The sequence below is a fragment of the Exiguobacterium sp. s142 genome, assembly GCF_018618455.1.
Classification (GTDB): domain Bacteria; phylum Bacillota; class Bacilli; order Exiguobacteriales; family Exiguobacteriaceae; genus Exiguobacterium; species Exiguobacterium aurantiacum_A.
In genome coordinates, this window is sequence record NZ_JACSMB010000012.1 from 13130 (window position 1) to 38157 (window position 25028).

A 25028-nucleotide genomic window follows, 5' to 3' on the forward strand; every position below is an offset into this window, starting at 1 on the left:
TGCAAGGTTTTTGCAAATTGTATTTGGGAAACGATGGGATGCTTTCTTGATGCGATATAATGGGAGTGGAGGCGATACAGATGAACGTGCTCGTAGTGGAAGATGAACAGAAGCTAGCGGACGGGATGGCCCGTTTTTTGACGTACGCGGGCTTTACTGTCAGCGTGGCGAGGACACTCGCCGAGGCGAAACGACTGCTTGATCAGCCGTTCGATGCGGTACTGCTCGACGTTCGCCTGCCGGACGGGGAAGGGTGGACGCTCATTCCGAGATTACAGACACTTCAGCCGCGGCCGGCCATCGTGTTGACGACGGCACGCGGGGAAGCCGATGACCGGGTGTTCGGTCTTGAGCTCGGTGCTGACGACTATTTGGTCAAACCGATCGTCTTGAAGGAGCTCGAGATTCGATTGAAGCGTCTCGTCAAGCAGACGGATGGCATCGTGTTCGGTGATCTGAAAGTTGATGAAAAATCACGGACGGTGACGGAAGACGGGAAACCGATTCGATTGGCCAATAAGGAGTACGAACTGCTGCTCTATTTCATGAAGCATATCGGGGAAGCGCTTGACCGGAACCGATTGCTCGACGACGTGTGGGACTATACGTTCGTCGGTGACACGAGGACGGTCGACACGCACGTTAAACAGCTCCGCGACAAGTCCAAGACGATCAAACGGCAGTTGAAGACGGTGCATCGGGTCGGTTATCGATTGGAGGACGTGTGATGAACCGGTTGATGAAAAAGTTGTTGTGGACCGCCATTCTCCCGCTCGTGGTCATGGCCGTGCTCACGTTCGGGCTCACGTCGCTCTTGATCGGCCGCTTTGCCGAGACGGAAAGCTACGCCCAGCTCGAGCGTGAAGCGGACATCGTCTATGACGCGTTAGCTGAAGGGCGAGGCATACCGGGACAGCTCAACGTCCTCGTGTTTCAAGACGGCGAACCGATCGATCTTGACCGAGGCGGACGGATGCGGCGACAGATGACACCGACGCTGAACCCGGACGCATTGGTGGAACGCGATCAAGTCAGCGTAAACGGGACGCGTCTCTTGACGTTTTTACGAGAAGAAGGAGACATTCAAATCGTGACGTATACGAATGCGCCGCTAGCGAATCCCCAGTTCCGTCAAATCTATATGATTCTCGGGAGTGGCTTCCTGCTCGCCCTCGTCGCGGCGATAGGCGTGACGTATTGGATGGGGCGGCGCTTGACGTCACCGCTCGTCCAATTGAAACAAGCGGCAACGGCGATCATGGCAGGAACACACACGATCAACTTGCCGCCGGTCACAGACGATGAAATCGGTGATTTGACGGAAGCGGTCGATCAGATGAATCGTGCGCTTCAAGAAAAAGAGACGCTGCAAAAGACGTTCATCTCTGGGGTCACACATGACGTGCGGACACCGCTCGCTATCGTTCGCAACGAGGCAGAGATGCTCGAGCTCGGCGTCGTCAAGCCAGAAGACGTCTCATCGACAGGACGGAGCATGACCGAAGAAGTTGACCGGATCGATCGTCTCGTCACGCAGATGCTCGAGTACTCGAAGTTATCGTCACGAAGTCTGCCGCTCCAAATCGAGCCGATCCGATTGGACGGACTCGTTCGTGAGACGGTGGCACGAATGGAAGACTGGTTCCGGCATAAACAAGTCACCGTCCAACTCGAACTCGAAGCAGTCACGCTACAAGCCGATCAAACGGCGATGGAACGGGTGTTGTCCAACTTTCTTCATAACGCCTACCAGGTGAGTCCCGACGGTGGCGTCATCACAATCAGAATTGTCGGAAACCGACTCGAGATCGAGGATCAAGGTCCGGGGCTCGATGATAGGATGCGTGCGAGCGTATGGGATATGTACGTCAAAGGTGATCGGTCGAACGGACACGGTCTTGGACTCGCCATCAACAAGTTGTTGCTTGAAGCGCAGCAACTCAATTACGGGGTCGAATCAAACGAGGGGGCGATTTTTTGGATCGAATGGGATTGAACTTATTTTTACGAGGTGTCCGCTTAGAACGAGATCGGATCGAAACGCCAGGGTATCCGTTTTCGCTCCCGATTTTTGAAGCGTTTGACGAATTGACGTTGACGAAGCCGGTTACGTTTTTAGTCGGGGAAAACGGCAGCGGCAAGTCGACGTTGATCGAAGGGATGGCGATTGCCGCCGGATTCAATCCGGAAGGCGGGGCGACGACGTTCCGCTTTGAGACCGAGTCGACGCATAGCCCGCTGTTCGAGGCGTTACGCCCGATTCGTAGTGCGTATCGCCCGAAGGACGGTTTTTTCCTCCGGGCCGAGACGGCGTATCAGCTATCGAGTTACGTGGACGAAATAGCGCGATCGAGTCCAGACCCTGAACGATTTTACGAATCGTATGGCGGTCGCTCACTCCATGAGCAGTCGCACGGGGAAGCGTTCTTGTCGCTCATGCTCCACCGTTTCCGGGGCGCGGGCCTCTATATTTTAGACGAGCCGGAGGCCGCGTTGTCGCCGATGCGTCAATTGACGATGCTCGCCCGGATGCATGAGCTCGTGCAGGCCGGGAGCCAATTCATCATCGCGAGCCATTCACCGATTCTCATGTCGTATCCGGACGCGGCGATTTTGGAAGTCGAGGCGGGGCTCGCGCCGACGACGTTCGATGAACTCGAACACGTCCGGGTCATGCGCGACTTTTTAGCGGCACCGGAGCGGATGCAACGGATTTTATTTGAATAACAACAGGCGGCCGTGGCCGCCTTTTGTTATGACTTCGTGATTTTCCGCAACAAAATGATCGCGACGCTGACACCGGCAGCGATCAGCATGTACGTCCCGATCGATGAGAGCGTGTCTATCCAAAAATCCATTAGGTTTCCACCTCACTTGATTCGGTTAATTGCTTCCATCATTTCACGTTACTGTGCTAAAGTACACGAAATAATGATGTAAAACAAACGTTGAAGTCTATTGGAAAATCTTTCAAGAAACTTAAAAGTTTGGTCAGTAATTGGGCGAAAACTGTCCCACGTTTGAATAATCGCTCTATAATAGACGTGTAGAGATGATTATTGACGAAATGAGGGGTAGCGATGGTATACGGTTTATTGATTGTTGGCATCGTCCTGATCACACTCGTCATCAACGTACTGCGCTTGATGACGACCCCATCTTTGAACCGTTGGCTACTCGTTGGGGCGAGTAGCCTTGTCGTGATTTGGCATGGGATTCTGTTCGACTTTTATGATTTACATTGGTCGGTGTTGCTGCTCATCGCGACCGGCCTCATCTGTTTTCAATGGACGGGCATGGTGACCGCGATTCTTGTCGGTTGGTTGCTCGTCTATAGCCAATCAGGAGACTTATCGTTTCCGTTGTTGCTCAGTTATATCTTTTTCGGACTCGGTGCCGCGCTCTTGTTCGGTTATATTAAACAATTGAAACGGGAACGATCGGATCGGTTACGGATGTTGACGACAAGCTCTCGTCAATTGAACGTGTTTCGTGAAGTCAGCTTCACGATGCAAGATACGCTCGACCCGGACCGTCTCCTACAGACGATTTTGACGTCGGTGACGGCAGGTCATGGGCTCGGCTTCAACCGCTCGATCATCTTTTTTGCCGACCCGGAAAAAGACAGCATTTACGGCGTCATGGGGACGGGACCGATGAATCCCGAGGAAGGGTACCAAATTTGGGAAGAAATCACACGGCAACATTATGACCTTCAACGATTGATTGACGAGAAAGAGACGGACTCGACGCAAGACGAGCAATTGAACGAGCGAATTCGCAAAATGACGTTCCCATTTAATTCCAATCATGTGTTTAAACAGACGCTCGACTCGGGCCGACCGCAACACGTCTATGCGAGCATCACCGATGATGCGGTCCTACGACTATTACATACAGAGTTACAGATGGATGAGTGCACGATCTTCCCGTTACATCATCAAGGTATCCCGTACGGATTGCTCGTCATTGATAACGTCGTCAACAAGAAGCCGATCACCCCTCAAAAAATCGATGGGGTTCGGCCCATCGCGGAACAGGCATCGCTTGCGTTGCATCAGACGACGCTTTATCAACGGATTGAGACGCTCGCGCTCCGTGACGGACTGACTCGTTTGAAGAACCATCGCTCGTTCGAGCAAGATTTGGATGTATTGTTCCGCGAATGTGATGAAGACGAACTGTCGCTCATCGTCATGGACATCGACCACTTCAAACATTATAACGATACGAACGGTCATTTGGCGGGGAACGAACTGTTGACGCGACTCGCGAGCGTCATTCGCCGAAGTGTACCCGACGAACAGATGGCGTATCGTTTCGGCGGCGAAGAGTTTGTCGTCTTGCTCCCGCGATTCGATGAGATCGGAGCGACGCACGTGGCCGAAACGATTCGTTCAGCCGTGCTCGGTACAACATTCACGCACGGGAATCAACAACCGGGTGGGCAGTTGACGCTCAGTTTTGGCGTCGCCTCGAAGCATACGCTTCGTGATCAGACGGTCGAACAGTTGATTGAATGTGCGGACCAGGCGCTTTATGCGGCCAAGTCACGCGGGAAAAATCAAGTCTGTCGCTGGGAAGGGGTAGCGCTATGAGCGAGTTTAGCGTCATGATGATGGTGGTCGCCTTTGTTGGGACCATACTGCTGTCGAGCCGGTACTGCTATCTATTCATCTTATGTCACATCGCCAAGCGTGAGGCGGCGGCATTGCACGTTTCGTTACAAGACGTCTCGTTCTCGTTTGATCAGATGGTGTACTTTATTGCCTTACCGACGACAATCCCCGAAGTAAGGGACGCGATGAAAGACGAGCTCATCATCGAGCCGTATTACGAGTCGCACTTCTTTCCTGACGTGAACGGGATACAAGTCTCCGTTAAATCGGGACAGGAAGTGATCCCGATTACGTATTTGCCAATCGATGACTTCAGTTTACCGATCTTAGATCGCTATCTAGAGACGCGGAAAATCGATGAGCGGACGAACCGCATCATTCGCGCCCACGTGATTGTTCATGATCGGACGCTCCAAGCGATCCGGGACGAGGTGTATCACCACTTGCATGAGGACCGCATCAGACAATAGAAAACAGGGTTCCTTCACCAAGCGGTGATGGAAACCCTGTTTTTAGTTCGTTAAAAGGTGGAAACGGACAGCACCGATCAAGTTGGCCTCATTGAAGTGGGCGCACGTCTCGACGTCGATCCGGAACGTACCGAACGAATCCGTAAGCGCATCGAGGTGACGCTTGATGCCGTCACGGACTTCAGGCCGCCGGCTGATGCCGCCACCGATCAAAATCCGTTCCGGGTCGAGCCCGAACTGGAGATTGTAGAGTCCGATCGCATTCCAACGATAGAAGTTTTCGAGTTCCTCATGGATACGTGAGTCCGATTGAAGGTCGAACACGTCTTTGCCGGTGAGGGGCAGTCCGAGGCGATCACTGCACCGCTTCACGAGAACGGCCGTCGCACCGACTTTACTCCACGTGCCGTCCGGGTGGGGGGCATTCGGGTCAAGAATCCAATAGCCGTACTCGCCGCCATGGAAGTGTGAACCGACCATGACTTCGTTCGAGTCGATAAAAGCACCACCGACACCCGTGCCGATGACGACTGTCGCATAACGTTTCAAAGAAGCGGCGGCCCCGGTCCATCCTTCGGCGAGCGCTGCCGCGTTCGCGTCGTTTAGGACGGTGACGGGTAAGTTGTACTGGTCTTGAAACGGCTCGAGGAAAGGCTGTTCGTGAATGTAGGGGAGGGCGGTAACGCCGTGAATCACCCCGGTCGACGAATCGACGGCGCCTGGAGCGCTAAAGGCGATTCCTTGGATCGGTCCCGCGGCTTGCGTGTTGTTCACGATTGCATCGATCTGTTCGAGAAATGCTTTCCACGTCTTAGGGGTCGGGACGTGGTCGTTCGACAGAAGTGTCCCATCAGTTTGGACGACTCCGTATTTGATACTCGTTCCACCGATATCGATGGCTAGATAATGTTGCATAGTACTTACTCCTTTACGGGGGATTTTGTTGTCAAGGCTATGTTTGGGGCATGGTATGATAGATAGAGAAGAACACATGCTTATCCACATTAGCGCACCATGCCAAATGATGCAAATCGGTCGCGAGGAGGTTCACATGGATGTTCATATCGGGAACGCCGGTTTTGAGACGGAAGCGGCGAAACGACAGCTGCGCGACTCGATTAAATCGGTAAGCAAGACGTTGTTTGAAATGGTTGAACATGTGGCCGTGCGATGACAGCTCGGTATTTATTGAAGCGACGCGTCATCGACCATGCGGCCAAGCATTGGAAAACGTGGCGGCTCAGATTGTACGTCGTATTTCCGCTCTTTTTCTTTCTCGGTTATCAGTATATCTTGTTCTGGCAAGGTGGTCTTGATTGGGTCGGCGACGTTTCGGCGTTCGTTTGGGCGGTGCTCTTCCTGCTCCTTGTCGTCAGCGATACGTTTTTCATTTGGGTCGAACGAGCAGATGTCACGCGAAGCACCGGCGATGCGCTCATCAAGGTGTTGAAGCGCTATTCGCTGTCCTATCATATCGTTAAGCTGATCATTAAATATGGTGTGGTCGTTTCGTTGTTTAGGCCGGTGCTCGTCGATTGGGGATGGACACATGCTTCAATTTTGTCATTCTTCTTGTCGGTTCTCCTAATCGCTTGGCTCCATATGTGGACTCAGTATCAGTTACAGATTAGGCGAAGCCATTGGATGTTGCGGGTTAGCGTCACGATCATCGCCATGATTTGCCTATATGCGTTCCTTGACGGCCGTCCGCTCGCGGCAGTCGTCTTCGGCAGTGGTTTCGTCGCACTGGCACTTTATGCCGGGGAAGGTTGGATGTCGCGTCAGCCGTACCTTGATCGCGAAATCGACTTGGCCGAGGCGTTGCATGATTCATTCTTCCAAAAAATCAAGAAGGGACACTTTCATGACTGAACAACAATATGAACGACTGCTACAAATCGAGACGGTGAAGCCTCAGCAAGGCTTCCCGACCTCGGTCGAATACCATCGCTATGAGCCGACCCCATATGCTGCGCTCGACTTGTTGCGCGACGCCTATCCGCTCGAGCCGACGGACACGGTCGTCGACTTTGGATCCGGGAAAGGGAGGTTGCCGTTTTATCTCGCCTACACGTTCCGTGTCCGCGCCATCGGGGTCGAGATGGATGGGGGCTATCACGAGGAGGCGCTTCAAAACTGGGTCAACTATACGAAGAAGCATCGGTCGCGTGGGAGCGTCCAGTTCGAGTGCGCGTATGCCGAACGGTTTATGATCCCACCTGAGGCGAACCGATTTTATTTCTTCAACCCGTTCTCGGTTCAAGTGTTCCGCCAAGTCGTTGCCAACATCCTCGACTCGGTCGAGCTCTCGCCGCGTCCGGTCGATATCATCCTCTACTATCCGTCCGACGATTATTTACACTTTTTGAATGATGAGACACCGTTCCGTTACGTCCAAGACGTCCGATTGCCGCTGAAGAATCTTCATGAACGGTTTCTCATTTATCGATTTGATATGATGGAGTCATCTTGGTAATGGGGAGTGGATTTGAGTGAAGAAAAAAGATATTTTAGAAGCGTACCGTTGGCGTCAAGCGACGAAAGAGTTCGACGCGGACCGCAAGATTGATGAAAGCGACTTTGAATTTATCCTGGAGACGGGACGGTTGTCACCGAGCTCATTCGGCTTCGAGCCGTGGCAGTTCGTCGTCGTCCGTCGCGAAGATTTACTTCAAAAAATTAAGGACAACACGTGGGGTGCTCAAGGACAAGCGTTGACGGCGAGCCATTTCGTCTTGATTTTGGCCCGGACGCCGCAGGAAATGCGCTATGATTCGGACTATCTGCGCCACATCATCACGGGCGTCCAAGGACGGACCGAGGACGAGTATGCGCTCCGAATCAAACGAGTGCAGGAGTTCCAAGAACAAGATTATCGTCTGTTAGACGACGAGCGAGTGTTCCAAGAGTGGATCAAGCGCCAGACGTACATCCCGCTCGGCAACATGATGACGGCAGCAGCCCAAATCGGGATCGACTCATGTCCGATCGAAGGGTTCAACCAACAACAGATTGATGAACTGTTGATTTCAGAAGGTGTCATGGAACGCGGGGCCTGGTCGCTCTCGGCCATGGTCGCGTTCGGTTACCGGGCTCGCGATTTCGCGCCGAAGACGCGTCGCGACTTCAACGAGGTCGTCAAATACATCGGATGAAAAAAAGCTCAATCGCCTCGACGCGATTGAGCTTTTGCTTATTTCCAGTCTGTGATGCGGTCGATTGGGAAACGGACCGACGGGTAACCTTCTTCCGCGGCTTTGCCGATCGAGAGGAGCATGACCGGGAGGTAGCGTTCTTTCTCGAGACCGAACGCTTCGGCGATATTCTTCTTATCGTAGCCGCCGATCGGGTTCGTGTCGTAGCCGTGGGCACGGGCGACGAGCATGAGCTGCATCGCGACGAGGCCTGAGTCGAGCAAGATGCTGTCTTTGATCATTTCGTTCGGTGCGTCTTTGAAGATGCCTTTGATCATGTCGACTTGGCGGTCGCGGACTTCAGGAGGCATCAGGCCGCGCTCGACAGCCGAATTGAAGATCTCTTCCGTGTAGTCGGCCATTTGGTAGTCGGCGAAGATGGCGATGACAGCCGATGACGTCTCGACTTGACGCTTATTGAAGCTCGCGAGCGGGAGGAGTGTCTCTTTTCCGGCGGCGCTGTCGATGACGACGAAGCGCCATGGCTGAAGGTTGAGCGAAGACGGTGCTGTCGTCGCTTCCTCGAGGATTTGTGTCATTTCGTCTTTCGAGATTTTGACGCTCTCGTCATAGACGCGAATCGAACGGCGTCCTTTTACAATCTCCATAAAGTCTTTCTGTGTTGTCGTGTTCATATTAGGGTCTTCCTTTCGTGTTGAATGTTGTGTTGTAACGTATTTAACAGGTCGAGCAAATGTTGTTGCTCCTCTACCTTCATGTTTACAAAAAGTCGGTCCGATAAGCACTTCTTTTGCTCGGTCCAATGTGCAATTTTGTCGCGACCGAGCTCAGTCAAGTCGACGTAGATGACGCGATTGTCTTGAAGACATCGTTCACGAGCGATCAGCCCTTGCGTCTCGAGTTGTTTCAAGTGACGGGTGATGGCCGCGTGATCGACATCGACGCGCTGTTGCAGCTCGCGTTGGCGAAGTGGACCGACGTGATTCAAGTTGCTCAAAATATCGTATCGGGTCAGGCTCAGTCCATCCATTTCGGTATCGAACAGCTGGCTGAGTTCTTTTTGTACAGTGATGACGTTGTAGAGAATTTGGTCGCTAGGCGAACAAGATTCGCGCATCCATAACCCTCCTTAACTAATTGATGACTCAATCATTGATGGGTCATGTAATTCATCCTAACGTGTTTTTCGATTGCCGCCAAATAAAAAGTTTTAAAAAACCTGTTGCCAAACTGTTATATAATAGTCTATATTAAAGTCAACTGATATATAACAACAAATACGGGAGGATGTGAAGGCTTGGAACAGTATACACAAGTAGGAACTTATCGCGTACATCAGGAGCTCCTCGACTTCGTCTCGGCTCATGTATTGCCAGGAGCAGAGACGGGGCATCAGTTTTGGCAAGGAGTCGAGCGCATACTAGACGAGTTCATTCCTCGAAACGAGGCGTTGCTTCACGAACGGGAGTCGTTTGAGCGACTGTTACAGAAGTGGTACAGCGAACAGAAACAAGACTTTGACCTTGTCGGCTACGAGCGCTTCCTCCAATCGATCGGCTACATCGAACCGGTCGTCCCTGATTTTAGTATCGACGTCTCGGGTGTCGATTCGGAGATCACACAGCAAGCCGGACCACAGCTCGTCGTCCCGCTCGACAACGCACGCTATGCCCTGAACGCGGCGAACGCACGCTGGGGAAGTCTTTATGACGCGCTGTATGGAACGGACGTCATCGATGAAGCGGACGGAAAAACGAAGTCGGCCGGCTACAATCCGGTCCGGGGCGAAGCGGTCATCGCTTACGCCAAACAATACCTCGACGACACGTTCCCGCTTCTAACGGGTTCGCACCGGGACGCGGAAGGATACGCGGTTCGCGCCGATGAACCATACGTCATCATCAACGGACAAGACGTCCCGTTCAGCAATGACTGTTTCGTCGGTTACGTCGGGAATCCGGACAGTCCGACGAGCTTAGTGCTCGTCCATAACGGCCTCCACGCCGAACTGAAATTTGACCGGAACCATCCGATCGGCCGCACGGATGGGGCAGGGCTCACCGATATCGAACTCGAGTCTGCCTTATCGGCCATCGTCGACTGTGAGGACTCGGTCGCAGCCGTCAACGCTCGGGACAAGGTCCACCTTTACAAAAACTGGCTCGGGCTGATGGACGGCACACTCGAAGCGACGTTCACGAAAGGCGGCAAACCCCTCAAGCGCCAGCTGAATGAAGACCGCCGCTACACAGGCAGAAACGGACGAGACGTCGTGCTGCCGGGACGTTCCTTACTGTTCATTCGGAACGTCGGTCACTTGATGACGACAGATTTGATGCTCGACAATCAAGGAAGGGAAGTACCGGAAGGAATTCTCGACGGCATCTTCACGTCACTGATCGCGAGCCGTCACCTCGACTCAAAACGGAACTCGCGGGAACGGTCGATCTACATCGTCAAACCGAAAATGCACGGTTCAAAGGAAGTCACGTTCACGAACGACTTGTTCGACGCAATCGAAGACGTGCTCGACTTGCCGCGCCATACGCTCAAAGTCGGTGTGATGGACGAGGAGAGACGGACGTCACTCAACTTGAAAAACTGCATCGAACGCGTGAAGGGGCGGATCGTCTTCATCAACACCGGTTTTCTTGACCGGACCGGTGACGAGATCCATACGTCGCTCACGTTCGGGCCGATGCGCAAGAAAGGCGAGATGAAGACGTCGGCTTGGCTCGATGCCTACGAACGCTTGAACGTCTTGACCGGACTCGCGGCCGACTTCTATCAACAAGCCCAAATCGGCAAAGGGATGTGGGCGATGCCTGATAAGATGCGCGACATGATGCGGGAGAAAGTCGCCCATGCTGAGTCCGGCGCGACGACCGCCTGGGTCCCGTCGCCGACGGCCGCGACGCTCCACGCGCTCCATTACCATCAAGTGGATGCGTTCCGTGTCCAACGCGAGTTGGTGCAACGGCCGTTCGATATCGACAGCGAACGGAAACGCCTGCTCGAGATTCCGCTCACGACACGCGTCTATACAGACGATGAAGTGAGGGAGGAACTCGAGAACAACCTGCAAGGGCTGCTCGGTTATGTCGTCCGCTGGGTCGAGCAAGGTGTCGGCTGCTCGAAAGTGCCGGACATCCACCATATCGGGTTGATGGAGGACCGGGCGACGCTCCGCATCTCGAGCCAACACGTGGCCAACTGGCTCTATCATGGTGTCTGTACGCGTGAGCAAGTCGAAGCGACGATGTACCGGATGGCTGAAGTCGTCGACAAGCAGAACGCGGCCGACCCGAACTACCGGCCAATGACGCCGGACGTGACCGACTCGATCGCGTATCAAGCAGCAAAAGACTTAGTGTTCCAAGGAACGGATTCGCCAAGCGGGTACACGGAACCGATCTTGCATCGCCGCCGCCGTCAATTTTTGACACAGTCGACACTTGAATTGAACTTAAAAGGAGGAGCATCATCATGACAACGAAAAAAATCGAAAGCGAACAGTTAATCGAACGTTGGGTCGTCCGCCGCATCGTCTCTGGAGAGTCGACAGCGACGCTCGCCAATACCGCATTCGTGTATGGCAACGACTTGATGCGCCTCGTGCTCGATCGGACGGACGGTTCGCTCCAAATCATGAAAGAACCGGTCGAGGAAGTCGTCGTATTCCGCAAACCAGAAGAGCGGGACGAGGAAAACGTCTGCCGCAGTTGTGGGATGGAACATTCGACGTTCAAGTCGGCACTCGAATGCTGCGCCTACTTGGATTAAGTTTGCAACACCTGTTATATAACAATTGAATTAAAACAACACTAATATAATACAGGAGGAATAACAATGAATGAACAACGCATGCAACTCGAGAAGGTTTTTCAGTCGGAACGGTTTGACGGGGTCGAGCGTCCGTACGGAGTCGACGACGTCATGAAGCTTCGTGGATCGGTCTTGATCGAACATACGCTCGCGACGAAAGGGTCGGAACGTCTGTGGGACCTGCTCCACAAACGGGATTACGTCCACGCGCTCGGGGCGCTCACCGGAAATCAGGCGATCCAACAAGTGAAGGCGGGGCTTGAGGCCATCTACTTAAGCGGCTGGCAAGTCGCTGCTGATGCGAACTTATCAGGGCATATGTATCCGGACCAAAGCCTGTACCCGGCCAACTCGGTACCGAGCGTCGTCAAGCGAATCAATCAGGCGCTGCAACGGGCCGATCAGATTCAAACGGCGGAAGGGAAAGGGGATACGCACTGGTTCGCGCCGATCGTCGCCGATATGGAAGCTGGGTTCGGCGGTGTGCTCAACGTCTTCGAGCTGACGAAAGCGATGATCGAGTCTGGTGCGGCCGGTGTCCACTTAGAAGACCAGCTGTCTTCGGAGAAAAAGTGTGGTCACCTCGGCGGTAAAGTATTGCTCCCGACGCAAACGGCTGTGAAAAACTTGATCGCGGCGCGCCTAGCAGCAGACGTCATGGGCGTATCGACGATCATCGTCGCCCGGACGGACGCGCATGCGGCCAACTTGATCACAAGTGACATCGACCCGATTGACCATCCGTTCATCGTCGGCGACCGGACGCCGGAAGGCTTCTATCGGACCGAGGCCGGCATCGAGCAGGCGATCGCCCGCGGTCTCGCCTATGCACCTTACGCCGATCTCGTCTGGTGCGAGACGTCGGAACCGGACTTGCAAGAAGCACGCCAGTTCGCGGACGCAATCCATGCGAAGTATCCTGGAAAAATGCTCGCCTACAACTGTTCGCCTTCGTTCAACTGGAAGAAGAAGCTGTCTGACGACGAGATCGCGACGTTCCAACAAGAGATTGGGGCGATGGGCTACAAGTTCCAATTCGTCACACTCGCCGGGTTCCATTCGCTCAACTTCGGCATGTTCGAGCTCGCCCGCGGCTATAAAGATCGTGGGATGGCAGCATATTCTGAGTTACAACAAGCCGAATTTGCGGCCGAACAACACGGCTACACGGCGACGCGCCATCAGCGTGAAGTCGGCACCGGCTACTTCGATGAAGTCTCACTCGTCATCTCGAGCGGACAGTCGTCGACGACCGCGCTCGCTGGATCGACCGAGGCGGAACAGTTTGAAACGCCATCACATTGACGAACGCCCCTTGAAAAAGGGGCTTTTTTTGTGTGTCTAAATATGGAACGAGGCGATTTTAGTTGCTTAAATGTGACGTATTTCACATTTTTAAAGTTGAACGCTTGCTACGCTGAACATGTCAAAACGAACATGGAGGTTATGACAGATGACACAAACATTCACGAGCGACACGCACGTATCTGAAATCGTCAAGCAATGCCCGCAAGCAGCAGACATTTTTAAACGGAATCGAATCGATTTTTGTTGCGGCGGCAATCGACCGCTCGCTGAAGCGACAGACAAGTCGAAACGATCGACGGAAGATATTTTAGAAGAAGTCAACGCGCTCTATCGACGCAAACAGGAGATGAACGAAACGAGCATCGATTGGGATGCAGCTTCGTCTTCGGAATTGATTGAGCATATTATTTATAAGCATCACCAATTTTTGACGGATGAATTGCCACAGCTCACACCATATGTGACGAAAGTATTCCGCGTGCATGGACAAAACCATCCACACCTTGGACGCATCCATCAGTTGTTCAATCAATTGAAAGTGGAGCTTGAACAGCATATCGTCAAAGAAGAGATGGAAGACTTCCCGATGTTGCTTCGACATGAGTCGGCACCGACGGCTGAGACGGAACGTGAGATTATGACCATTTTAGAAGCGCTCGAGTCGGAACATGCAGCGGCCGGTGACATTTTGAAAGAACTTCGTCACATTACGAACGACTATACGCCGCCTGAAGGTGCGTGTGGGACGTATCGACTCGTCTACCAACGTCTAGAGGCACTAGAATCAGATACGTTCGAACACATTCACCTTGAGAACAATGTTTTGTTCCCGCGTGCACGTACGCTTGTCTGACAGATACAATTTACACCTCCATCACGTGGAGGTGTATTTTTGTGACATTTGATACAGAAGGAACGCGAGTCAATCGCTACGATAAAGGAGAAGCAAAGGAGTGATCAATCATGAAGCGGGTGAGTGGAGTCATCGTCGGGGTAGCGGTCGTCCTGTTATTGAGTCAAATCTGGTCAAGTCCTTCTGGCGCCCATGACGAGACCGTGACGATTTTAGCGGCGGCGAGTTTAGGACCAGTCCTAGAGCATGTGGAACGACAACTTGAAGCCGAACTCGGCGACGTCGACATCCGCGTCGTCACGAACGGGAGTGGCGCCTTACGATCCCAAATCAATCACGGGTCTCCGGCTGACATCTTTTTAGCCGCTAGTGAGGAGGATGTCGACAAGTTGCAGGTGCCCGTGTTAGACCGGGATGCGTTCTTGAAAAACGAGTTGTGGTTTGTGACCCCAAAGGGAAAAAGTTGCACGAGTGAGTGGCAGGAATTGGAGTTGTGCGCCCGAATCGTCATTGGAGACCCGGTGAACGTTCCGGCAGGCCGTTATGCGAAAACGGCGTTGGATGAAGCGGAAGTATGGGGACAGGTGAAATCTCGGATTATCTTTGCCCAAAACGTGAGACAAGTGCTTACGCTCGTCGAGCAAGGGGATGCGAATGGGGGATTCGTGTATAAAACAGAGCTGACGGAAGGTGTCGCAGCGATTCAAGCCGTCTCGCTTGAAGCGACCGGCATCATCTCCTATCCGGCTGTCCGTTTGACGCATGGTCCATATGTGCGTGACGTATATGAGCGTTTATTCGATGACGATATTCAAGCGATTTTTTTAGCAAAGGGGTTTTCTAAATGACGCAGTCCCCACTGCAACTTACTTTCGAAGTCGGGTTTATCGCGACGATGCTTGCCTTCGTCCTCGCGTTCTGGGCCGCCTATCTCATGCATCATTGCCAGTTTAAAGGGAAATGGTTGCTCGAGACGCTATTTTTATTGCCGCTCATCTTGCCGCCGACCGTGATTGGTTTATACGCGTTGATCGTTCTTGGCAACAACGGGATCGGTGGACTGTTGCCGGTTACCATCTTGTTCACGAAACAAGCGAACATCATCGCCTCTGCCTTGGCGGCTTTCCCGCTCGTCTACCAGACGATTAGGCTCGGGTTAAAACAGTTGGATGCGGAATGGTACGAGGCCGGTCGCGTGCTCGGTGGAACGGAACGTCAACTGTTCACGTATGTCACGATTCCTCTTCTTTTACCCGCTTTGACGAGCGGATTCGTCCTCGGATTTGCCCGTTCGATCGGGGAATTTGGTATCACGATGATGATTGCTGGGAATATTCCGGGCGAGACGATGACGCTCGCCACGGCGATTTATATGGCCACGTTAAACGGGGACATGACCCAAGCGCTCATTTGGAGCGGATGGTTGGTCGGCCTGGCGTTTTTAGTCTTGTGGCTGAGCGAACGTTACGGAAAGCGTCAATATTAGTCGAGCACGTCGACTTTTTTCACATAAGATCGGTTCGGAGTGTTGAGAATGCTCGGACCGGTCTTTTTCCAAATGTGAACGTGGTCGCCGACCTCGATCTGTTCGAACGTTGCCTTCACTTGAAATTTGAACCAGCTCACGTTTTCAGGTTCGGCTCGTGCGAACAACGCATCAGCGGTTAGTTTTGCCTCGTCCGCACTTATGCCGCTGATGATGAGGGCGGTGCGGTCAGATTCATTCACTTCGATCACATAGCCTTCGACGTCCGGTTCGGTCGTCGCCCGGTTGGCGAAGACGAAACCGATGGAAAAGACGACGAGCATGGCCGTGATGGTCAGAAACAAAAATATTTTAATAGAAGATTTCATAGCGTGCGCCTCCTTCGTTCATTATTCTGTCACGTCTCGAATCGCTTATCTGTGAAAAAAGTAACAGTTAAGTCTAGATGTCATCTTTATGATGAAACTATGAAGTCGTTCGGAAAGAGAAGGGGGAACACATATGACTGATCGTCATTTTTATTCGACCGCTGCGAAGTGGTCGTTCGTAGGATTTACCGTCTTGGTGCTCTCGACGTGGGTTGCCTCGGCAGGATTTGAGCATGTGGATATGGCGTTGTTTGGTTATTACATTGCCGCCGTCATCTGTATGATCGGGATGGTCGTCCGGTTGACGTTATTCTTTGCCCGGCCGGCCACCTCGCAAGTGTTGAAGCGAAGTCTCAAACAGATGAAATCAGAAAAGAAGCGTGCCAGTAAAGCGATTGCCGCGACGACGGTCAACAACATCGTCTTGCAGAAATTTATTTGGGAGCGTGGATGGTACCGCTGGACCCAGCATATGTTAATCGCTTGGGGATGCCTCGGATCGTTCGCCATCACGTTCGGTTTGACGTTCCAATGGATGCGTTTTGATTTGATCGACATCGAGACGTATCAAATCGTCGTCTTTAATATTCCGACGATCAAGATGGCCGCTCACGGGCTGTTCGCCGAGATGGTCTATAACGGCTTGAACATCACCGCGCTCATGCTTTTAGTCGGGGTGCTCATGGCGCTTTATCGCCGCATCAACGATCAAGACGTAAAAGTGACACAGCGGTTCGAGTTTGATATCTTGCCGCTCCTCATGTTGCTGATCGTTACTGTATCGGGTTTGTTATTAACTGTTTCGTACGTGTTCTTCGGTGGATTTATCCATCATGAGCTCGCCTTGTTCCATCAATTGACGGTCATCATCTTTTTATGTTACTTCCCGTTCGGCAAGCTGTTTCACTTACCGGTCCGCCCGATGGCTGCTAGTGTACCGATGAACTATCGGGAAGTCGAAGCGGACGAGACACGCGTCTGTGCCGGATGTGGCACACGCTATGCGACGGACAATCAAGTCGAGGACGTCCAGGCCATCCTACAAGCGCAGACGATCCAGCTCGGCTTGCAAGATGGGACACAGCTGTCTGACTATTGCCAACCGTGTCGCCGTTCGATGCGCGTGAAGATGCAGTTGAATTTAATGAACGGTCAGTTGCCGACACACCCGGTCGATACGAACACGGGCATGTCGATGCCGGGATTCGGGCGCCCAAAGGAGACGAAAGATGAGACACCTGTGCGTTAAATGCGGAGAACCGATGGGTACGCATGAAGAGATCGAACAAGTGAAACAATTGCTCGAAGGGTCGGACCAACTCGTGAAAGTAGACGAAGCACACACGGTCCAAGATCTCTGTCATTCCTGTCGTCGTCGGGCCCGTCTCGATTCGGCGTTAGGACGGTCTGGAAGTGACGGAATGCATTATCCGCTTCAAACGATCAACGGCTATCACGTCAGTGGATTTTCAAAACGAAGAGCGGAAACGTTCTATGGAGGGGAAGACGATGAGTGACTTTTTAACGTCGCCAGAAGTACAAAATTTAATCAAACCGGGCGAGAAATTGATTACGACCCATTGTTGCTACTGCGGGATGCAGTGCGGCATGCACATTCGCGTCGATGAGAAGACTGGGGCCGTCAAAGGGGTTGAACCCCGCTATGATTTTCCGGTCAACAAAGGAAAGCTTTGTCCGAAAGGGGTCACTGCCTATCAGACGATCGAGCACCCAGACCGCATTTTGACACCGCTCATCAAACGGAACGGAAAGTTCGAACAAGCGACATGGGAAGAAGCGCTCGACGTGATTGAAGAGAACTTCAAACGGATCCAACGGGAGCATGGAAAAGATGCGGTTTCCGTCTTCGGTGGTGTCTCGATGACGAACGAAAAGTGTTACCTCGTCGGGAAGTATGCTCGCGTAGCGCTCGGGACACGGTTCATCGACTATAACGGACGTTTCTGTATGTCGTCGGCTGCCGGCGGATTTTTGAAGACGCTCGGGATCGACCGCGGGGCGACGCTGCCGTGGACCGAGTTTGAGCACGTCGACACGTTCTTCGTCGCCGGTTCGAACATCGCCGAATGTCATCCGACGACGACGCAACATATTTGGAAAGCAAAAGATAAAGGGGCCAAGATCATCGTGGCCGACCCACGCGAGATTCCGATGGCACGCGTGGCCGACGTCCACCTCGATTTGAAACCGGGAACGGATGCGGCGCTCGCGATGGGGTTGCTCAACTTCCTCGTCGAACACGACTACGTCGATCAAGCTTACGTAGACGAACGCTGCGATAACTACGAAGAGTTGAAGGCGTCGGTCCGGGACTGGTCGCTCGAACGAACGAGCGAAGTGACTGGGGTCGCGATCGAAAAAATTGAAAAAGCTGGTCATATTTATGGGAAGAGCCCACGATCAGTCATGTTGTTCGCTCGTGGTGTCGAGCAACAGTCAAAAGGGGTCGACAACGTATCGCTCTACACATCGATGGCACTTCTGCGTGGCATGATCGGGAAATTCGCCTCTGGCGTTGCGACGATGACCGGACAAGGCAACGGACAAGGTGGGCGCGAGCACGGACAAAAAGCCGACTTGTTGCCAGGATACCGCAAACTCACCGACCCGAAAGCGGTCGAATATGTGAGCGGGGTCTGGGGCATCGATCCTTCCGAAATGCCGAAACCAGGCGTTTCCGCGTTCGAGATGTTTGATGAAATTCAAGCTGGGACGATCCGAGCGATGCATCTCATGTGCTCGAACCCGGCCGTGTCGGCACCGAACCTTCCATACGTCTGGGACAGTTTCAACAAGCTTGACTTCTTCGTCGTCAGTGACTTCTTCATGTCTGAATCTTGTGAGTTCGCGGACGTCGTGTTGCCTGCTTGTTCTTGGGCGGAAGATGAAGGGACGACAACGAATTTAGAAGGACGAGTGATTCGGATTCGAAAAGTCCGTGAGCCGCTCGGAGAGTCGCTCCCAGATTGGGAAATCATGAAACGAATCGCTGAACGAATGGGCCGTGGACAATACTTCCCGTACGAAACGCCGCTTGAGATTTGGGAAGAGTTCCGGATCGCCACGAAAGGCGGACCGGCTGATTATTCCGGTATCACGTGGGATCGGATCGACAACGAATACGGCGTGTTCTGGCCGTGTCCGTCCGAAAATCATCCAGGTACGCCGACGATGTTTAAAGAGCGATTTGGGACGGCGAACGGGAAGGCGAATCTACCGGTTGTCACGTATCGTCCGGCGGGAGAATACGCGAATGAAGAATATCCGGTCACGCTCACGACAGGTCGGGTCGTCTTCCACTACCTTACGGGGAACCAGACACGACGCATCGATTTCTTGAGCACGATGTCAAAACTGCCGTTCGTTGAGATTCATCCTGAGCTCGCATCAAGCTATGGTCTTCAAACGGGCGACAAAGTCGAATTGAAGACACGCCGAGGCTCCATGATCGTCGAAGCACGTTTAACAAAAGCGATTCGAAAAGACACGGTCTTCGTCCCTTACCACTGGGGCAAAGAGCTCGCGATCAACCAATTGACGAATCCGTGCCTTGACCCGATGTCGCGCATGCCCGAATTCAAAGTATGTGCGGTTAAAATGAAAAAATTGCCGGCTAATACCCCGCTGCACGTTAACCCGTTGACGGTTCCACTCGGTTCGAGCGTGCCGTTCATGGCGGACCATGCGATTGCGACGAGCTGTCACATCATGGATGAGGAGGTTCCTACAAAATGAATAAGGTCATGTATTTAGAATTTGAACGCTGTATCGGCTGTCGGGCCTGTCAAGCTGCTTGTCGGGAATGCGGGGACCACGATGGGCTCGAGCGGAACTACGTTGACTACATCGATTTCTCGGAGAGCCGTCAGACGTTCCCGATGATCTGCATGCAATGTAAAAATCCGGCCTGTGCCCAGGTCTGCCCGGCCAATGCGATTCAAATCACGCCAGAAGGCGTCGTGTTGTCCGCTTCGGAAGAAAAATGTATCGGCTGCCGCAACTGTACGTTCGCCTGCCCGTTCGGGATTCCGAAGTTCGATTTTGAGAAGAACAAGATGTACAAGTGTGACATGTGCTATGACCGCTCAAAACATGATATCGCGCCGATGTGTGCGTCTGTTTGTCCGTCGGATGCGATTCGCTTCATCGATCATGACGAGATGATGCAATTGCGCCGTCAGCGCGTGCAAATGAACATGATTGAAGGGAAAAAACCATCCCAAGACGATAAGTGGAATTACGTCCCTGAATTCTTTGGCGTCTATTCCGACTGAGGAAGAAAGGAAGATGACTTATGTCAAAAGAACCAAAAGACCGGGAACGATTATCCGGACTCGTTGATAACTTGAGCCGAGCTGACGATGTGAAATTGAATCGCCGCGCCTTCATCAAGTCGACGTTCGGTGCCGGCATCGCGCTCGGTCTCGCGACAATCCCGTTCAATATCGCAACTTTCGTCCGCAGCGAGCCGAGAACCGACCGTCAGTTCATCACGACGGTCGAGGCGCTCGAACAGGGAAAATCGCTTGAATTCGAATATCCAGGCACGGAACCGTCACTTCTCGTCCATTTGAAGACCGGCGAATTTGTCGCCTATAATAATAAATGTACGCATTTGCAGTGTCCGGTGTTCTATGTGGAAGAAGAAGACGTGCTCTTATGTCCATGCCACCGCGGTTATTTTAGCGTCGACGGTCAACCGCAGTCAGGACCGCCACAGCGAGAACTTCCTAAAATCTTGCTTGAGATCGAGAACGGGAAGATCTTTGCGGTCGGAAGAGAGATTCATCATGGGGCCTAAAGTATGGAGTTTAATCGGTCTTGTCATTTTATTGGCAACGAATATGGTTCTATTTCAATATACAATCGAAAGCTATATGGTGTATGACCACGCCTCGATGCGTCTATTCATGAGCATCGCCATTATAAATGTCGGCTTGATTATATTGTTATATCGGTATTGGAAGAAAATTGAATATAGTGATAAATAATAACCTTCCCTTTGAAGCGCTTCCAAATGTTGATTGCGTTTCAAAGGTATTTGTGTTTAAAATGAAGTCAAGCTTCTAAATTGCACAGTTTTTTTTTAGGAAGGTCGGTGGAAATGACTCACTCTAGTAAAACGATGGTGCTCGATGAAACGAAAAAATTGGCCCATCGGATCATCCATGTTCCAAAAAATGGTTTCTTGTTTCGGGAGCAGGAGGATGCGTCTGAATTTTATATTGTAAAAAGCGGGCTGATCCAAATCTCGAAATTGACCGAGAACGGGAAAGAGTTGACGTTACGTTGTTTGAGTGCGGAGGCTTGTTGCGGAGAATTGACGCTATTCGCGATCGAACCAAGATATTTATTCAACGCGAAAGCGTTAGAGGATAGCGAGATTTATGCCGTCAAAATTGACCGGATTGAAACGATGATTTTATCGTCAAATCCTGAGTTTGTTCGCGAGTTCATGATTATGATCAATGAACATATGCGGAAGCAACATACAAAATTCCGAGACTTAGTATTGAACGGGAAAAAGGGAGCGCTCTACTCGACGCTCATTCGGATGGCGAACAGTTACGGGGTTGAAGTGGAAGATGGAATTCTCATCGATTTGAAACTCAAAAACCAAGAGCTCGCCAACTATTGCGGCACATCGCGTGAACGCGTGAACCGTATGTTGAACGAGCTCGCGCAAGACGGCGTCATCTCGTTGCCGTCTCGTCAAATCATCATCCATGACCTAGCACGGTTAAAGCTACTCAACCATTGTGAAGACTGTCCCGTCTCGGTCTGTGTCATCGATTGATCACATGACGGCGGCAAGCGCTAGCTCGCCTTCGAAATGTTCTAATCCGTCGGCCTCGATTGTGCAGGCCGATACATAAAACGCACCGTCTTCAACCAGTTCGTAAGACCGGAGTACACCTTCGGCAAGTTTGACGCCGTTTGCGCGGACCTCAACGACGACGCCTTCCATCGAACGGACACGGGCGGCTGCTAAAAAGTCTAGCCAGCGTTTGAACTGGCGGTAGACGGTTACCGTCGTCCCGTCTCTTAAATAGCCAATGACAGCTTTTGAATCCTCAATCGTTACGTCGTGGTGGGTATCGATTCGAACGAGCAAGTTGTGAAGTGCCTCTAGCTCTTCCATCGGGCTTTCGAGTGGAAACGTCAGCTCGATCCCGTCCTCTGTAAACGTAGTTTCGGCAATCGACGTGCCGAAGACACGAAACACGTGGGCACCGTCTTGACTATAGAAATATGGTTGCAGCGCCAGTCGAACCTCTGGTGTGCATTGAATTTGAATCAGATGTGACATCTTCATCCCTCCTCTATTCCTTATCGTAAGGAATCGGGGAGGGATTTTCTGTGTTCAATGTCACAGAAACAAAAAGAAGAAGATATTGTCACAGATTGATGACAGGGCAATTAAAACTATCAAAATGCGAAATAAGTGTGAAAGAAGGCACACTTTTTTTATAGGGGGGTCGATAGGATGGGATTAGGGTACGAATTGAACCGTTAAGAGGAGGAATAGACAATGCAACAATTAGACAAAGGATCGCACGCGCTCGCCGAGTGGACGCCAGAGGATGCAGGGTTTTGGGAAGGGACGGGAAAACAAGTGGCCAATCGGAACTTGCTCGTCTCCGTCCCGGCATTGACACTCGCGTTTATCGTCTGGCAGATGTGGTCGGTCGCGGCCGTTCAATTGAATTCAATCGGGTTTAGCTTTACACAAGGTCAGTTGTTCACATTGGCCGCACTACCTGGACTCGTCGGGGCGACGTTGCGCTTTTTCTATACGTTTGCGAACAGTATATTCGGCGGAAGGAACTGGACGATCTTCTCGACGTCGGTGCTGTTGTTGCCGCTTCTCGGCATCGCTTACGCTGTCCAGAACGTGAACACACCTTATTGGATATTCATGATTTTAGCCGCCCTCTGTGGCCTCGGAGGTGGGAATTTCTCTTCTTCAAACGCTAACATCGGTGCGTTTTATCCGAAAGCGAAAAAAGGAACGGCGCTTGGCATTAACGGAGGTATCGGAAACTTGGGTGTCTCGCTCGTTCAATTGATTACTCCGCTCGTCATTACGACAAGTATTTTCGGGTTCATCGGTGGGAACGCGCTTGTGACGGAGACCGGTCAACAGATTTGGCTACAAAACGCCGCGCTCCTCTGGGTCGTCCCGACGATTGTGTTGGCTCTCTGTGCGTATTGGTTTATGGATAATTTACCGACCGCACGCCAGTCGCTCCGTGATCAGGCGAGTGTATTCAAAGAAAAGCATTTTTGGATTCAAACGTTGCTCTATACCGCTGCATTCGGCTCGTTCATCGGCTATGCGGCAGCATTCCCGATGATTTTGAAGTTGAAATTCCCTGAATCGGATTTGATGGCGCTTGCGTTTCTAGGAGCGTTCCTCGGCGCATCTTCGCGCCCGTTTGGAGGCTGGATTAGCGATAAGGTCGGAGCGGCCAAGGTGACGCTCGTCGTGTTCGGTATCATGGCGCTCGGGACGATATCGGTCATCATGGCCATCACGAACAACAACTTGACGATGTTCTTCTTGTCGTTCGTCGTCTTGTTCATTGCGACCGGCCTCAACTCAGGTGCGACGTTCGCGATGATCCCCCACGTGTTCGTGGCGACGAAAACACCAGCCGTTGTCGGGTTCTCGGCAGCATTCGCGGCATATGGAGCGTTCTTCATTCCGAAGATGTTCGGTTGGTCGCTTGAACTCGTCGGCTCATTCAACGGTGCGCTGTTCGTCATGCTCGGACTTTATGCGATTTCGATCGCGACCACGATTTACTACTACTTGCGAAGCGGGGCTGAAAAACCGATTCGCTGACAACCGAGGAAGGGACTTTGATAGTCCCTTCTGTCGTTGATTGACAGAGAGGATGAATCATGATGACACCATGGACTGATCGACGGAGACGACCGTTAGAAGATTTACGCATCTCGGTTATTGATAAATGTAACTTCCGTTGCCGCTATTGTATGCCGGAAGAGGCGTTCCGCCACCATCAATTCTTAAAACGAGATGAGCTGTTGTCGTTTGATGAAATCGAGCGGTTCGTTCGCATCGTTGCGCCACATGGTGTGAGAAAAATTCGTTTGACTGGGGGCGAACCGCTGCTCAGGCCAAATCTTGATGAGTTGATTCGCCGCCTCCGCACCGTCACGACAATCGAGACGATCGGTTTGACGACGAACGGCGTCTACTTGGAGCGAATGGCTAAAGTATTGAAACAAGCCGGGCTCGACCGGGTTAACGTCAGTCTTGATGCCTTGTCGCCCGAGACGTTCGGGATGATGAACGGTCGGGGCACGTCACCGGAGGCAGTCCTCCGTGGCATTGATGAGGCGAAACGGCAAGGTCTTGAAGTGAAAGTGAATATGGTCGTCCGAAAAGGATGGAACGATCACGAAGTCGCGCCGATGGCCGCTTATTTCAAAGAGCGAAACATCACACTCCGATACATCGAATTCATGGACGTCGGCACGGCGAACGAGTGGAACGTCGAGCATGTCGTTTCTTCTGAATCGATTCTCGAGGTGTTGAAACAACGAAATGGATTACTCGAACCACTTGCACCTGAATCACTAGGAGAAGTCGCACAACGTTACCGTTACACCGATGGAGCGCAAGTCGGTTTCATCTCATCGGTCAGTCAACCGTTCTGCGGGACGTGTACGCGAGGCCGCCTGTCGAGTGACGGTAAATGGTATACGTGTCTTTTCGCTGAAGACGGGACTGATATTCGTGAACTGCTCCGCAGCGGGGCGAGCGATGATCTCATCGCCATGACACTGAAGATGGTGTGGGAAGTACGCGACGACCGTTATTCAGAAGAGCGAACACGGACAGGGAATCGGACACGCAATCGTATTGAAATGAGTTATATCGGAGGATAGAGAC

Annotated in this window: 29 protein-coding genes; 24 read left to right on the top strand and 5 right to left on the bottom strand. The window is 52.2% G+C overall.

The genetic code is table 11. The features are described 5' to 3' along the window. Positions 1 to 80: 80 nt before the first annotated feature. From KNP77_RS11055 to KNP77_RS11075, 5 genes are all read left to right on the top strand, one after another. Positions 81 to 728: a response regulator transcription factor gene (locus tag KNP77_RS11055; RefSeq protein WP_070328077.1), complete on the top strand. Its 648-nt coding sequence runs from the start codon at positions 81 to 83 to the stop codon at positions 726 to 728. Beyond that, complete coding sequence (locus tag KNP77_RS11060) at positions 728 to 1996, top strand: HAMP domain-containing sensor histidine kinase (RefSeq protein WP_131468920.1); 1269 nt, start codon at positions 728 to 730, stop codon at positions 1994 to 1996. Before KNP77_RS11055 ends, KNP77_RS11060 begins: the two co-directional genes overlap by 1 nt. Continuing rightward, positions 1987 to 2727, top strand: a complete 741-nt coding sequence (locus tag KNP77_RS11065) for an AAA family ATPase (RefSeq protein WP_131490630.1) — start codon at positions 1987 to 1989, stop codon at positions 2725 to 2727. Before KNP77_RS11060 ends, KNP77_RS11065 begins: the two co-directional genes overlap by 10 nt. Positions 2728 to 3080: 353 nt before the next feature. Then, complete coding sequence (locus KNP77_RS11070) at positions 3081 to 4598, top strand: diguanylate cyclase (RefSeq protein ID WP_214890782.1); 1518 nt, start codon at positions 3081 to 3083, stop codon at positions 4596 to 4598. After that, on the top strand, positions 4595 to 5089 hold the full coding sequence (locus tag KNP77_RS11075; RefSeq protein ID WP_214890784.1) for a hypothetical protein: 495 nt from the start codon (positions 4595 to 4597) through the stop codon (positions 5087 to 5089). The genes KNP77_RS11070 and KNP77_RS11075 overlap by 4 nt, the downstream gene beginning before the upstream one ends. 42 nt (positions 5090 to 5131) lie before the next feature. Here the strand turns inward: KNP77_RS11075 and KNP77_RS11080 are convergent, their stop codons facing one another. Then, entirely contained in the window at positions 5132 to 6004 is an 873-nt protein-coding gene (locus KNP77_RS11080; protein ID WP_161568109.1) for an ROK family protein, read from the bottom strand. 136 nt (positions 6005 to 6140) lie between these two features. Between KNP77_RS11080 and KNP77_RS16100 the strand changes: the two genes are divergently transcribed. From KNP77_RS16100 to KNP77_RS11095, 4 genes are read left to right on the top strand one after another with little or no spacing between them, the layout of a single operon-like run. Then, the gene (locus KNP77_RS16100; protein WP_285801022.1) at positions 6141 to 6263 is read left to right on the top strand and encodes a hypothetical protein; all 123 of its coding nucleotides are present in this window, start codon (positions 6141 to 6143) and stop codon (positions 6261 to 6263) included. Further along, entirely contained in the window at positions 6260 to 6961 is a 702-nt protein-coding gene (locus KNP77_RS11085; protein ID WP_214890786.1) for an ABC transporter permease family protein, read from the top strand. Before KNP77_RS16100 ends, KNP77_RS11085 begins: the two co-directional genes overlap by 4 nt. Then, positions 6954 to 7565, top strand: a complete 612-nt coding sequence (locus KNP77_RS11090) for a class I SAM-dependent methyltransferase (RefSeq protein ID WP_070328084.1) — start codon at positions 6954 to 6956, stop codon at positions 7563 to 7565. The genes KNP77_RS11085 and KNP77_RS11090 overlap by 8 nt, the downstream gene beginning before the upstream one ends. A 16-nt stretch (positions 7566 to 7581) precedes the next feature. Next, positions 7582 to 8244: an NAD(P)H-dependent oxidoreductase gene (locus KNP77_RS11095; RefSeq protein ID WP_070328085.1), complete on the top strand. Its 663-nt coding sequence runs from the start codon at positions 7582 to 7584 to the stop codon at positions 8242 to 8244. A 38-nt stretch (positions 8245 to 8282) separates the two neighbouring features. Here KNP77_RS11095 and KNP77_RS11100 read toward each other — a convergent pair whose 3' ends face one another. Next, positions 8283 to 8918: a nitroreductase family protein gene (locus KNP77_RS11100; protein ID WP_131441238.1), complete on the bottom strand. Its 636-nt coding sequence runs from the start codon at positions 8916 to 8918 to the stop codon at positions 8283 to 8285. Continuing rightward, entirely contained in the window at positions 8915 to 9361 is a 447-nt protein-coding gene (locus tag KNP77_RS11105; protein ID WP_070328087.1) for a MarR family winged helix-turn-helix transcriptional regulator, read from the bottom strand. The genes KNP77_RS11100 and KNP77_RS11105 overlap by 4 nt, the downstream gene beginning before the upstream one ends. A 180-nt stretch (positions 9362 to 9541) precedes the next feature. On the opposite strand from KNP77_RS11105, the gene KNP77_RS11110 reads away from it, so the two are divergent. The 6 genes from KNP77_RS11110 (at position 9542) to modB (ending at position 15716) form a co-directional block, all read left to right on the top strand. Beyond that, complete coding sequence (locus KNP77_RS11110; RefSeq protein ID WP_214890787.1) at positions 9542 to 11734, top strand: malate synthase G; 2193 nt, start codon at positions 9542 to 9544, stop codon at positions 11732 to 11734. Then, positions 11731 to 12027 carry a hypothetical protein gene (locus KNP77_RS11115; RefSeq protein WP_070328089.1) on the top strand — a complete coding sequence of 99 codons (297 nt, stop codon included), beginning with the start codon at positions 11731 to 11733 and terminating at the stop codon, positions 12025 to 12027. The genes KNP77_RS11110 and KNP77_RS11115 overlap by 4 nt, the downstream gene beginning before the upstream one ends. Positions 12028 to 12093: 66 nt before the next feature. Beyond that, a complete protein-coding gene (gene aceA / locus KNP77_RS11120; RefSeq protein ID WP_070328090.1) occupies positions 12094 to 13374 on the top strand; it encodes an isocitrate lyase in 1281 nt (426 codons plus the stop codon). A gap of 148 nt (positions 13375 to 13522) precedes the next feature. After that, on the top strand, positions 13523 to 14230 hold the full coding sequence (gene ric / locus KNP77_RS11125) for an iron-sulfur cluster repair di-iron protein (protein WP_070328091.1): 708 nt from the start codon (positions 13523 to 13525) through the stop codon (positions 14228 to 14230). 110 nt (positions 14231 to 14340) lie between these two features. Beyond that, the gene (gene modA, locus KNP77_RS11130) at positions 14341 to 15078 is read left to right on the top strand and encodes a molybdate ABC transporter substrate-binding protein (protein WP_070328092.1); all 738 of its coding nucleotides are present in this window, start codon (positions 14341 to 14343) and stop codon (positions 15076 to 15078) included. After that, positions 15075 to 15716 carry a molybdate ABC transporter permease subunit gene (gene modB, locus KNP77_RS11135; protein ID WP_214890796.1) on the top strand — a complete coding sequence of 214 codons (642 nt, stop codon included), beginning with the start codon at positions 15075 to 15077 and terminating at the stop codon, positions 15714 to 15716. The genes modA and modB overlap by 4 nt, the downstream gene beginning before the upstream one ends. Here the strand turns inward: modB and KNP77_RS11140 are convergent. Then, the gene (locus KNP77_RS11140) at positions 15713 to 16084 is read right to left on the bottom strand and encodes a DUF3221 domain-containing protein (protein WP_214890798.1); all 372 of its coding nucleotides are present in this window, start codon (positions 16082 to 16084) and stop codon (positions 15713 to 15715) included. The genes modB and KNP77_RS11140 overlap by 4 nt on opposite strands. A 133-nt stretch (positions 16085 to 16217) precedes the next feature. Between KNP77_RS11140 and KNP77_RS11145 the strand changes: the two genes are divergently transcribed. The 7 genes from KNP77_RS11145 (at position 16218) to KNP77_RS11175 (ending at position 21902) form a co-directional block, all read left to right on the top strand. Further along, complete coding sequence (locus KNP77_RS11145) at positions 16218 to 17333, top strand: MFS transporter (protein ID WP_070328095.1); 1116 nt, start codon at positions 16218 to 16220, stop codon at positions 17331 to 17333. 13 nt (positions 17334 to 17346) lie between these two features. Continuing rightward, positions 17347 to 17601: a hypothetical protein gene (locus KNP77_RS11150; RefSeq protein WP_131441229.1), complete on the top strand. Its 255-nt coding sequence runs from the start codon at positions 17347 to 17349 to the stop codon at positions 17599 to 17601. Then, the gene (locus KNP77_RS11155) at positions 17594 to 19840 is read left to right on the top strand and encodes a molybdopterin oxidoreductase family protein (protein ID WP_214890800.1); all 2247 of its coding nucleotides are present in this window, start codon (positions 17594 to 17596) and stop codon (positions 19838 to 19840) included. The genes KNP77_RS11150 and KNP77_RS11155 overlap by 8 nt, the downstream gene beginning before the upstream one ends. Beyond that, positions 19837 to 20379 carry a 4Fe-4S dicluster domain-containing protein gene (locus KNP77_RS11160; RefSeq protein WP_070328098.1) on the top strand — a complete coding sequence of 181 codons (543 nt, stop codon included), beginning with the start codon at positions 19837 to 19839 and terminating at the stop codon, positions 20377 to 20379. The genes KNP77_RS11155 and KNP77_RS11160 overlap by 4 nt, the downstream gene beginning before the upstream one ends. Positions 20380 to 20399: 20 nt before the next feature. Then, on the top strand, positions 20400 to 20906 hold the full coding sequence (locus KNP77_RS11165; protein ID WP_070328099.1) for a QcrA and Rieske domain-containing protein: 507 nt from the start codon (positions 20400 to 20402) through the stop codon (positions 20904 to 20906). Beyond that, complete coding sequence (locus tag KNP77_RS11170; protein WP_070328100.1) at positions 20896 to 21096, top strand: hypothetical protein; 201 nt, start codon at positions 20896 to 20898, stop codon at positions 21094 to 21096. The genes KNP77_RS11165 and KNP77_RS11170 overlap by 11 nt, the downstream gene beginning before the upstream one ends. A gap of 113 nt (positions 21097 to 21209) precedes the next feature. Then, positions 21210 to 21902, top strand: coding sequence for a Crp/Fnr family transcriptional regulator (locus KNP77_RS11175; RefSeq protein WP_070328101.1), 693 nt, complete (start codon positions 21210 to 21212; stop codon positions 21900 to 21902). Here the strand turns inward: KNP77_RS11175 and KNP77_RS11180 are convergent, their stop codons facing one another. Next, on the bottom strand, positions 21903 to 22415 hold the full coding sequence (locus KNP77_RS11180) for a hypothetical protein (RefSeq protein ID WP_251139049.1): 513 nt from the start codon (positions 22413 to 22415) through the stop codon (positions 21903 to 21905). 222 nt (positions 22416 to 22637) lie between these two features. On the opposite strand from KNP77_RS11180, the gene KNP77_RS11185 reads away from it, so the two are divergent. After that, the gene (locus KNP77_RS11185; RefSeq protein WP_131490561.1) at positions 22638 to 23954 is read left to right on the top strand and encodes an MFS transporter; all 1317 of its coding nucleotides are present in this window, start codon (positions 22638 to 22640) and stop codon (positions 23952 to 23954) included. 59 nt (positions 23955 to 24013) lie between these two features. Beyond that, positions 24014 to 25024 carry a GTP 3',8-cyclase MoaA gene (moaA, locus tag KNP77_RS11190; RefSeq protein WP_016507982.1) on the top strand — a complete coding sequence of 337 codons (1011 nt, stop codon included), beginning with the start codon at positions 24014 to 24016 and terminating at the stop codon, positions 25022 to 25024. Positions 25025 to 25028: the final 4 nt, after the last annotated feature.

Coding starts and splice junctions, on each gene's coding strand:
- KNP77_RS11085 (WP_214890786.1), top strand. CDS start 6,260: ATGACAGCTCGGTATTTATTGAAGCGACGCGTCATCGACCATGCGGCC.
- KNP77_RS11150 (WP_131441229.1), top strand. CDS start 17,347: ATGGGTACGCATGAAGAGATCGAACAAGTGAAACAATTGCTCGAAGGG.
- KNP77_RS11175 (WP_070328101.1), top strand. CDS start 21,210: ATGACTCACTCTAGTAAAACGATGGTGCTCGATGAAACGAAAAAATTG.
- KNP77_RS11160 (WP_070328098.1), top strand. CDS start 19,837: ATGAATAAGGTCATGTATTTAGAATTTGAACGCTGTATCGGCTGTCGG.
- moaA (WP_016507982.1), top strand. CDS start 24,014: ATGATGACACCATGGACTGATCGACGGAGACGACCGTTAGAAGATTTA.
- KNP77_RS11075 (WP_214890784.1), top strand. CDS start 4,595: ATGAGCGAGTTTAGCGTCATGATGATGGTGGTCGCCTTTGTTGGGACC.
- KNP77_RS11070 (WP_214890782.1), top strand. CDS start 3,081: ATGGTATACGGTTTATTGATTGTTGGCATCGTCCTGATCACACTCGTC.
- KNP77_RS11140 (WP_214890798.1), bottom strand. CDS start 16,084: ATGAAATCTTCTATTAAAATATTTTTGTTTCTGACCATCACGGCCATG.
- aceA (WP_070328090.1), top strand. CDS start 12,094: ATGAATGAACAACGCATGCAACTCGAGAAGGTTTTTCAGTCGGAACGG.
- KNP77_RS11090 (WP_070328084.1), top strand. CDS start 6,954: ATGACTGAACAACAATATGAACGACTGCTACAAATCGAGACGGTGAAG.
- KNP77_RS11115 (WP_070328089.1), top strand. CDS start 11,731: ATGACAACGAAAAAAATCGAAAGCGAACAGTTAATCGAACGTTGGGTC.
- KNP77_RS11060 (WP_131468920.1), top strand. CDS start 728: ATGAACCGGTTGATGAAAAAGTTGTTGTGGACCGCCATTCTCCCGCTC.
- KNP77_RS11180 (WP_251139049.1), bottom strand. CDS start 22,415: ATGTCACATCTGATTCAAATTCAATGCACACCAGAGGTTCGACTGGCG.
- modB (WP_214890796.1), top strand. CDS start 15,075: ATGACGCAGTCCCCACTGCAACTTACTTTCGAAGTCGGGTTTATCGCG.
- KNP77_RS11170 (WP_070328100.1), top strand. CDS start 20,896: ATGGGGCCTAAAGTATGGAGTTTAATCGGTCTTGTCATTTTATTGGCA.
- KNP77_RS11055 (WP_070328077.1), top strand. CDS start 81: ATGAACGTGCTCGTAGTGGAAGATGAACAGAAGCTAGCGGACGGGATG.
- KNP77_RS11165 (WP_070328099.1), top strand. CDS start 20,400: ATGTCAAAAGAACCAAAAGACCGGGAACGATTATCCGGACTCGTTGAT.
- KNP77_RS11100 (WP_131441238.1), bottom strand. CDS start 8,918: ATGAACACGACAACACAGAAAGACTTTATGGAGATTGTAAAAGGACGC.
- KNP77_RS11065 (WP_131490630.1), top strand. CDS start 1,987: ATGGGATTGAACTTATTTTTACGAGGTGTCCGCTTAGAACGAGATCGG.
- modA (WP_070328092.1), top strand. CDS start 14,341: ATGAAGCGGGTGAGTGGAGTCATCGTCGGGGTAGCGGTCGTCCTGTTA.
- KNP77_RS11155 (WP_214890800.1), top strand. CDS start 17,594: ATGAGTGACTTTTTAACGTCGCCAGAAGTACAAAATTTAATCAAACCG.
- KNP77_RS11105 (WP_070328087.1), bottom strand. CDS start 9,361: ATGCGCGAATCTTGTTCGCCTAGCGACCAAATTCTCTACAACGTCATC.
- KNP77_RS11185 (WP_131490561.1), top strand. CDS start 22,638: ATGCAACAATTAGACAAAGGATCGCACGCGCTCGCCGAGTGGACGCCA.
- ric (WP_070328091.1), top strand. CDS start 13,523: ATGACACAAACATTCACGAGCGACACGCACGTATCTGAAATCGTCAAG.
- KNP77_RS16100 (WP_285801022.1), top strand. CDS start 6,141: ATGGATGTTCATATCGGGAACGCCGGTTTTGAGACGGAAGCGGCGAAA.
- KNP77_RS11080 (WP_161568109.1), bottom strand. CDS start 6,004: ATGCAACATTATCTAGCCATCGATATCGGTGGAACGAGTATCAAATAC.
- KNP77_RS11145 (WP_070328095.1), top strand. CDS start 16,218: ATGACTGATCGTCATTTTTATTCGACCGCTGCGAAGTGGTCGTTCGTA.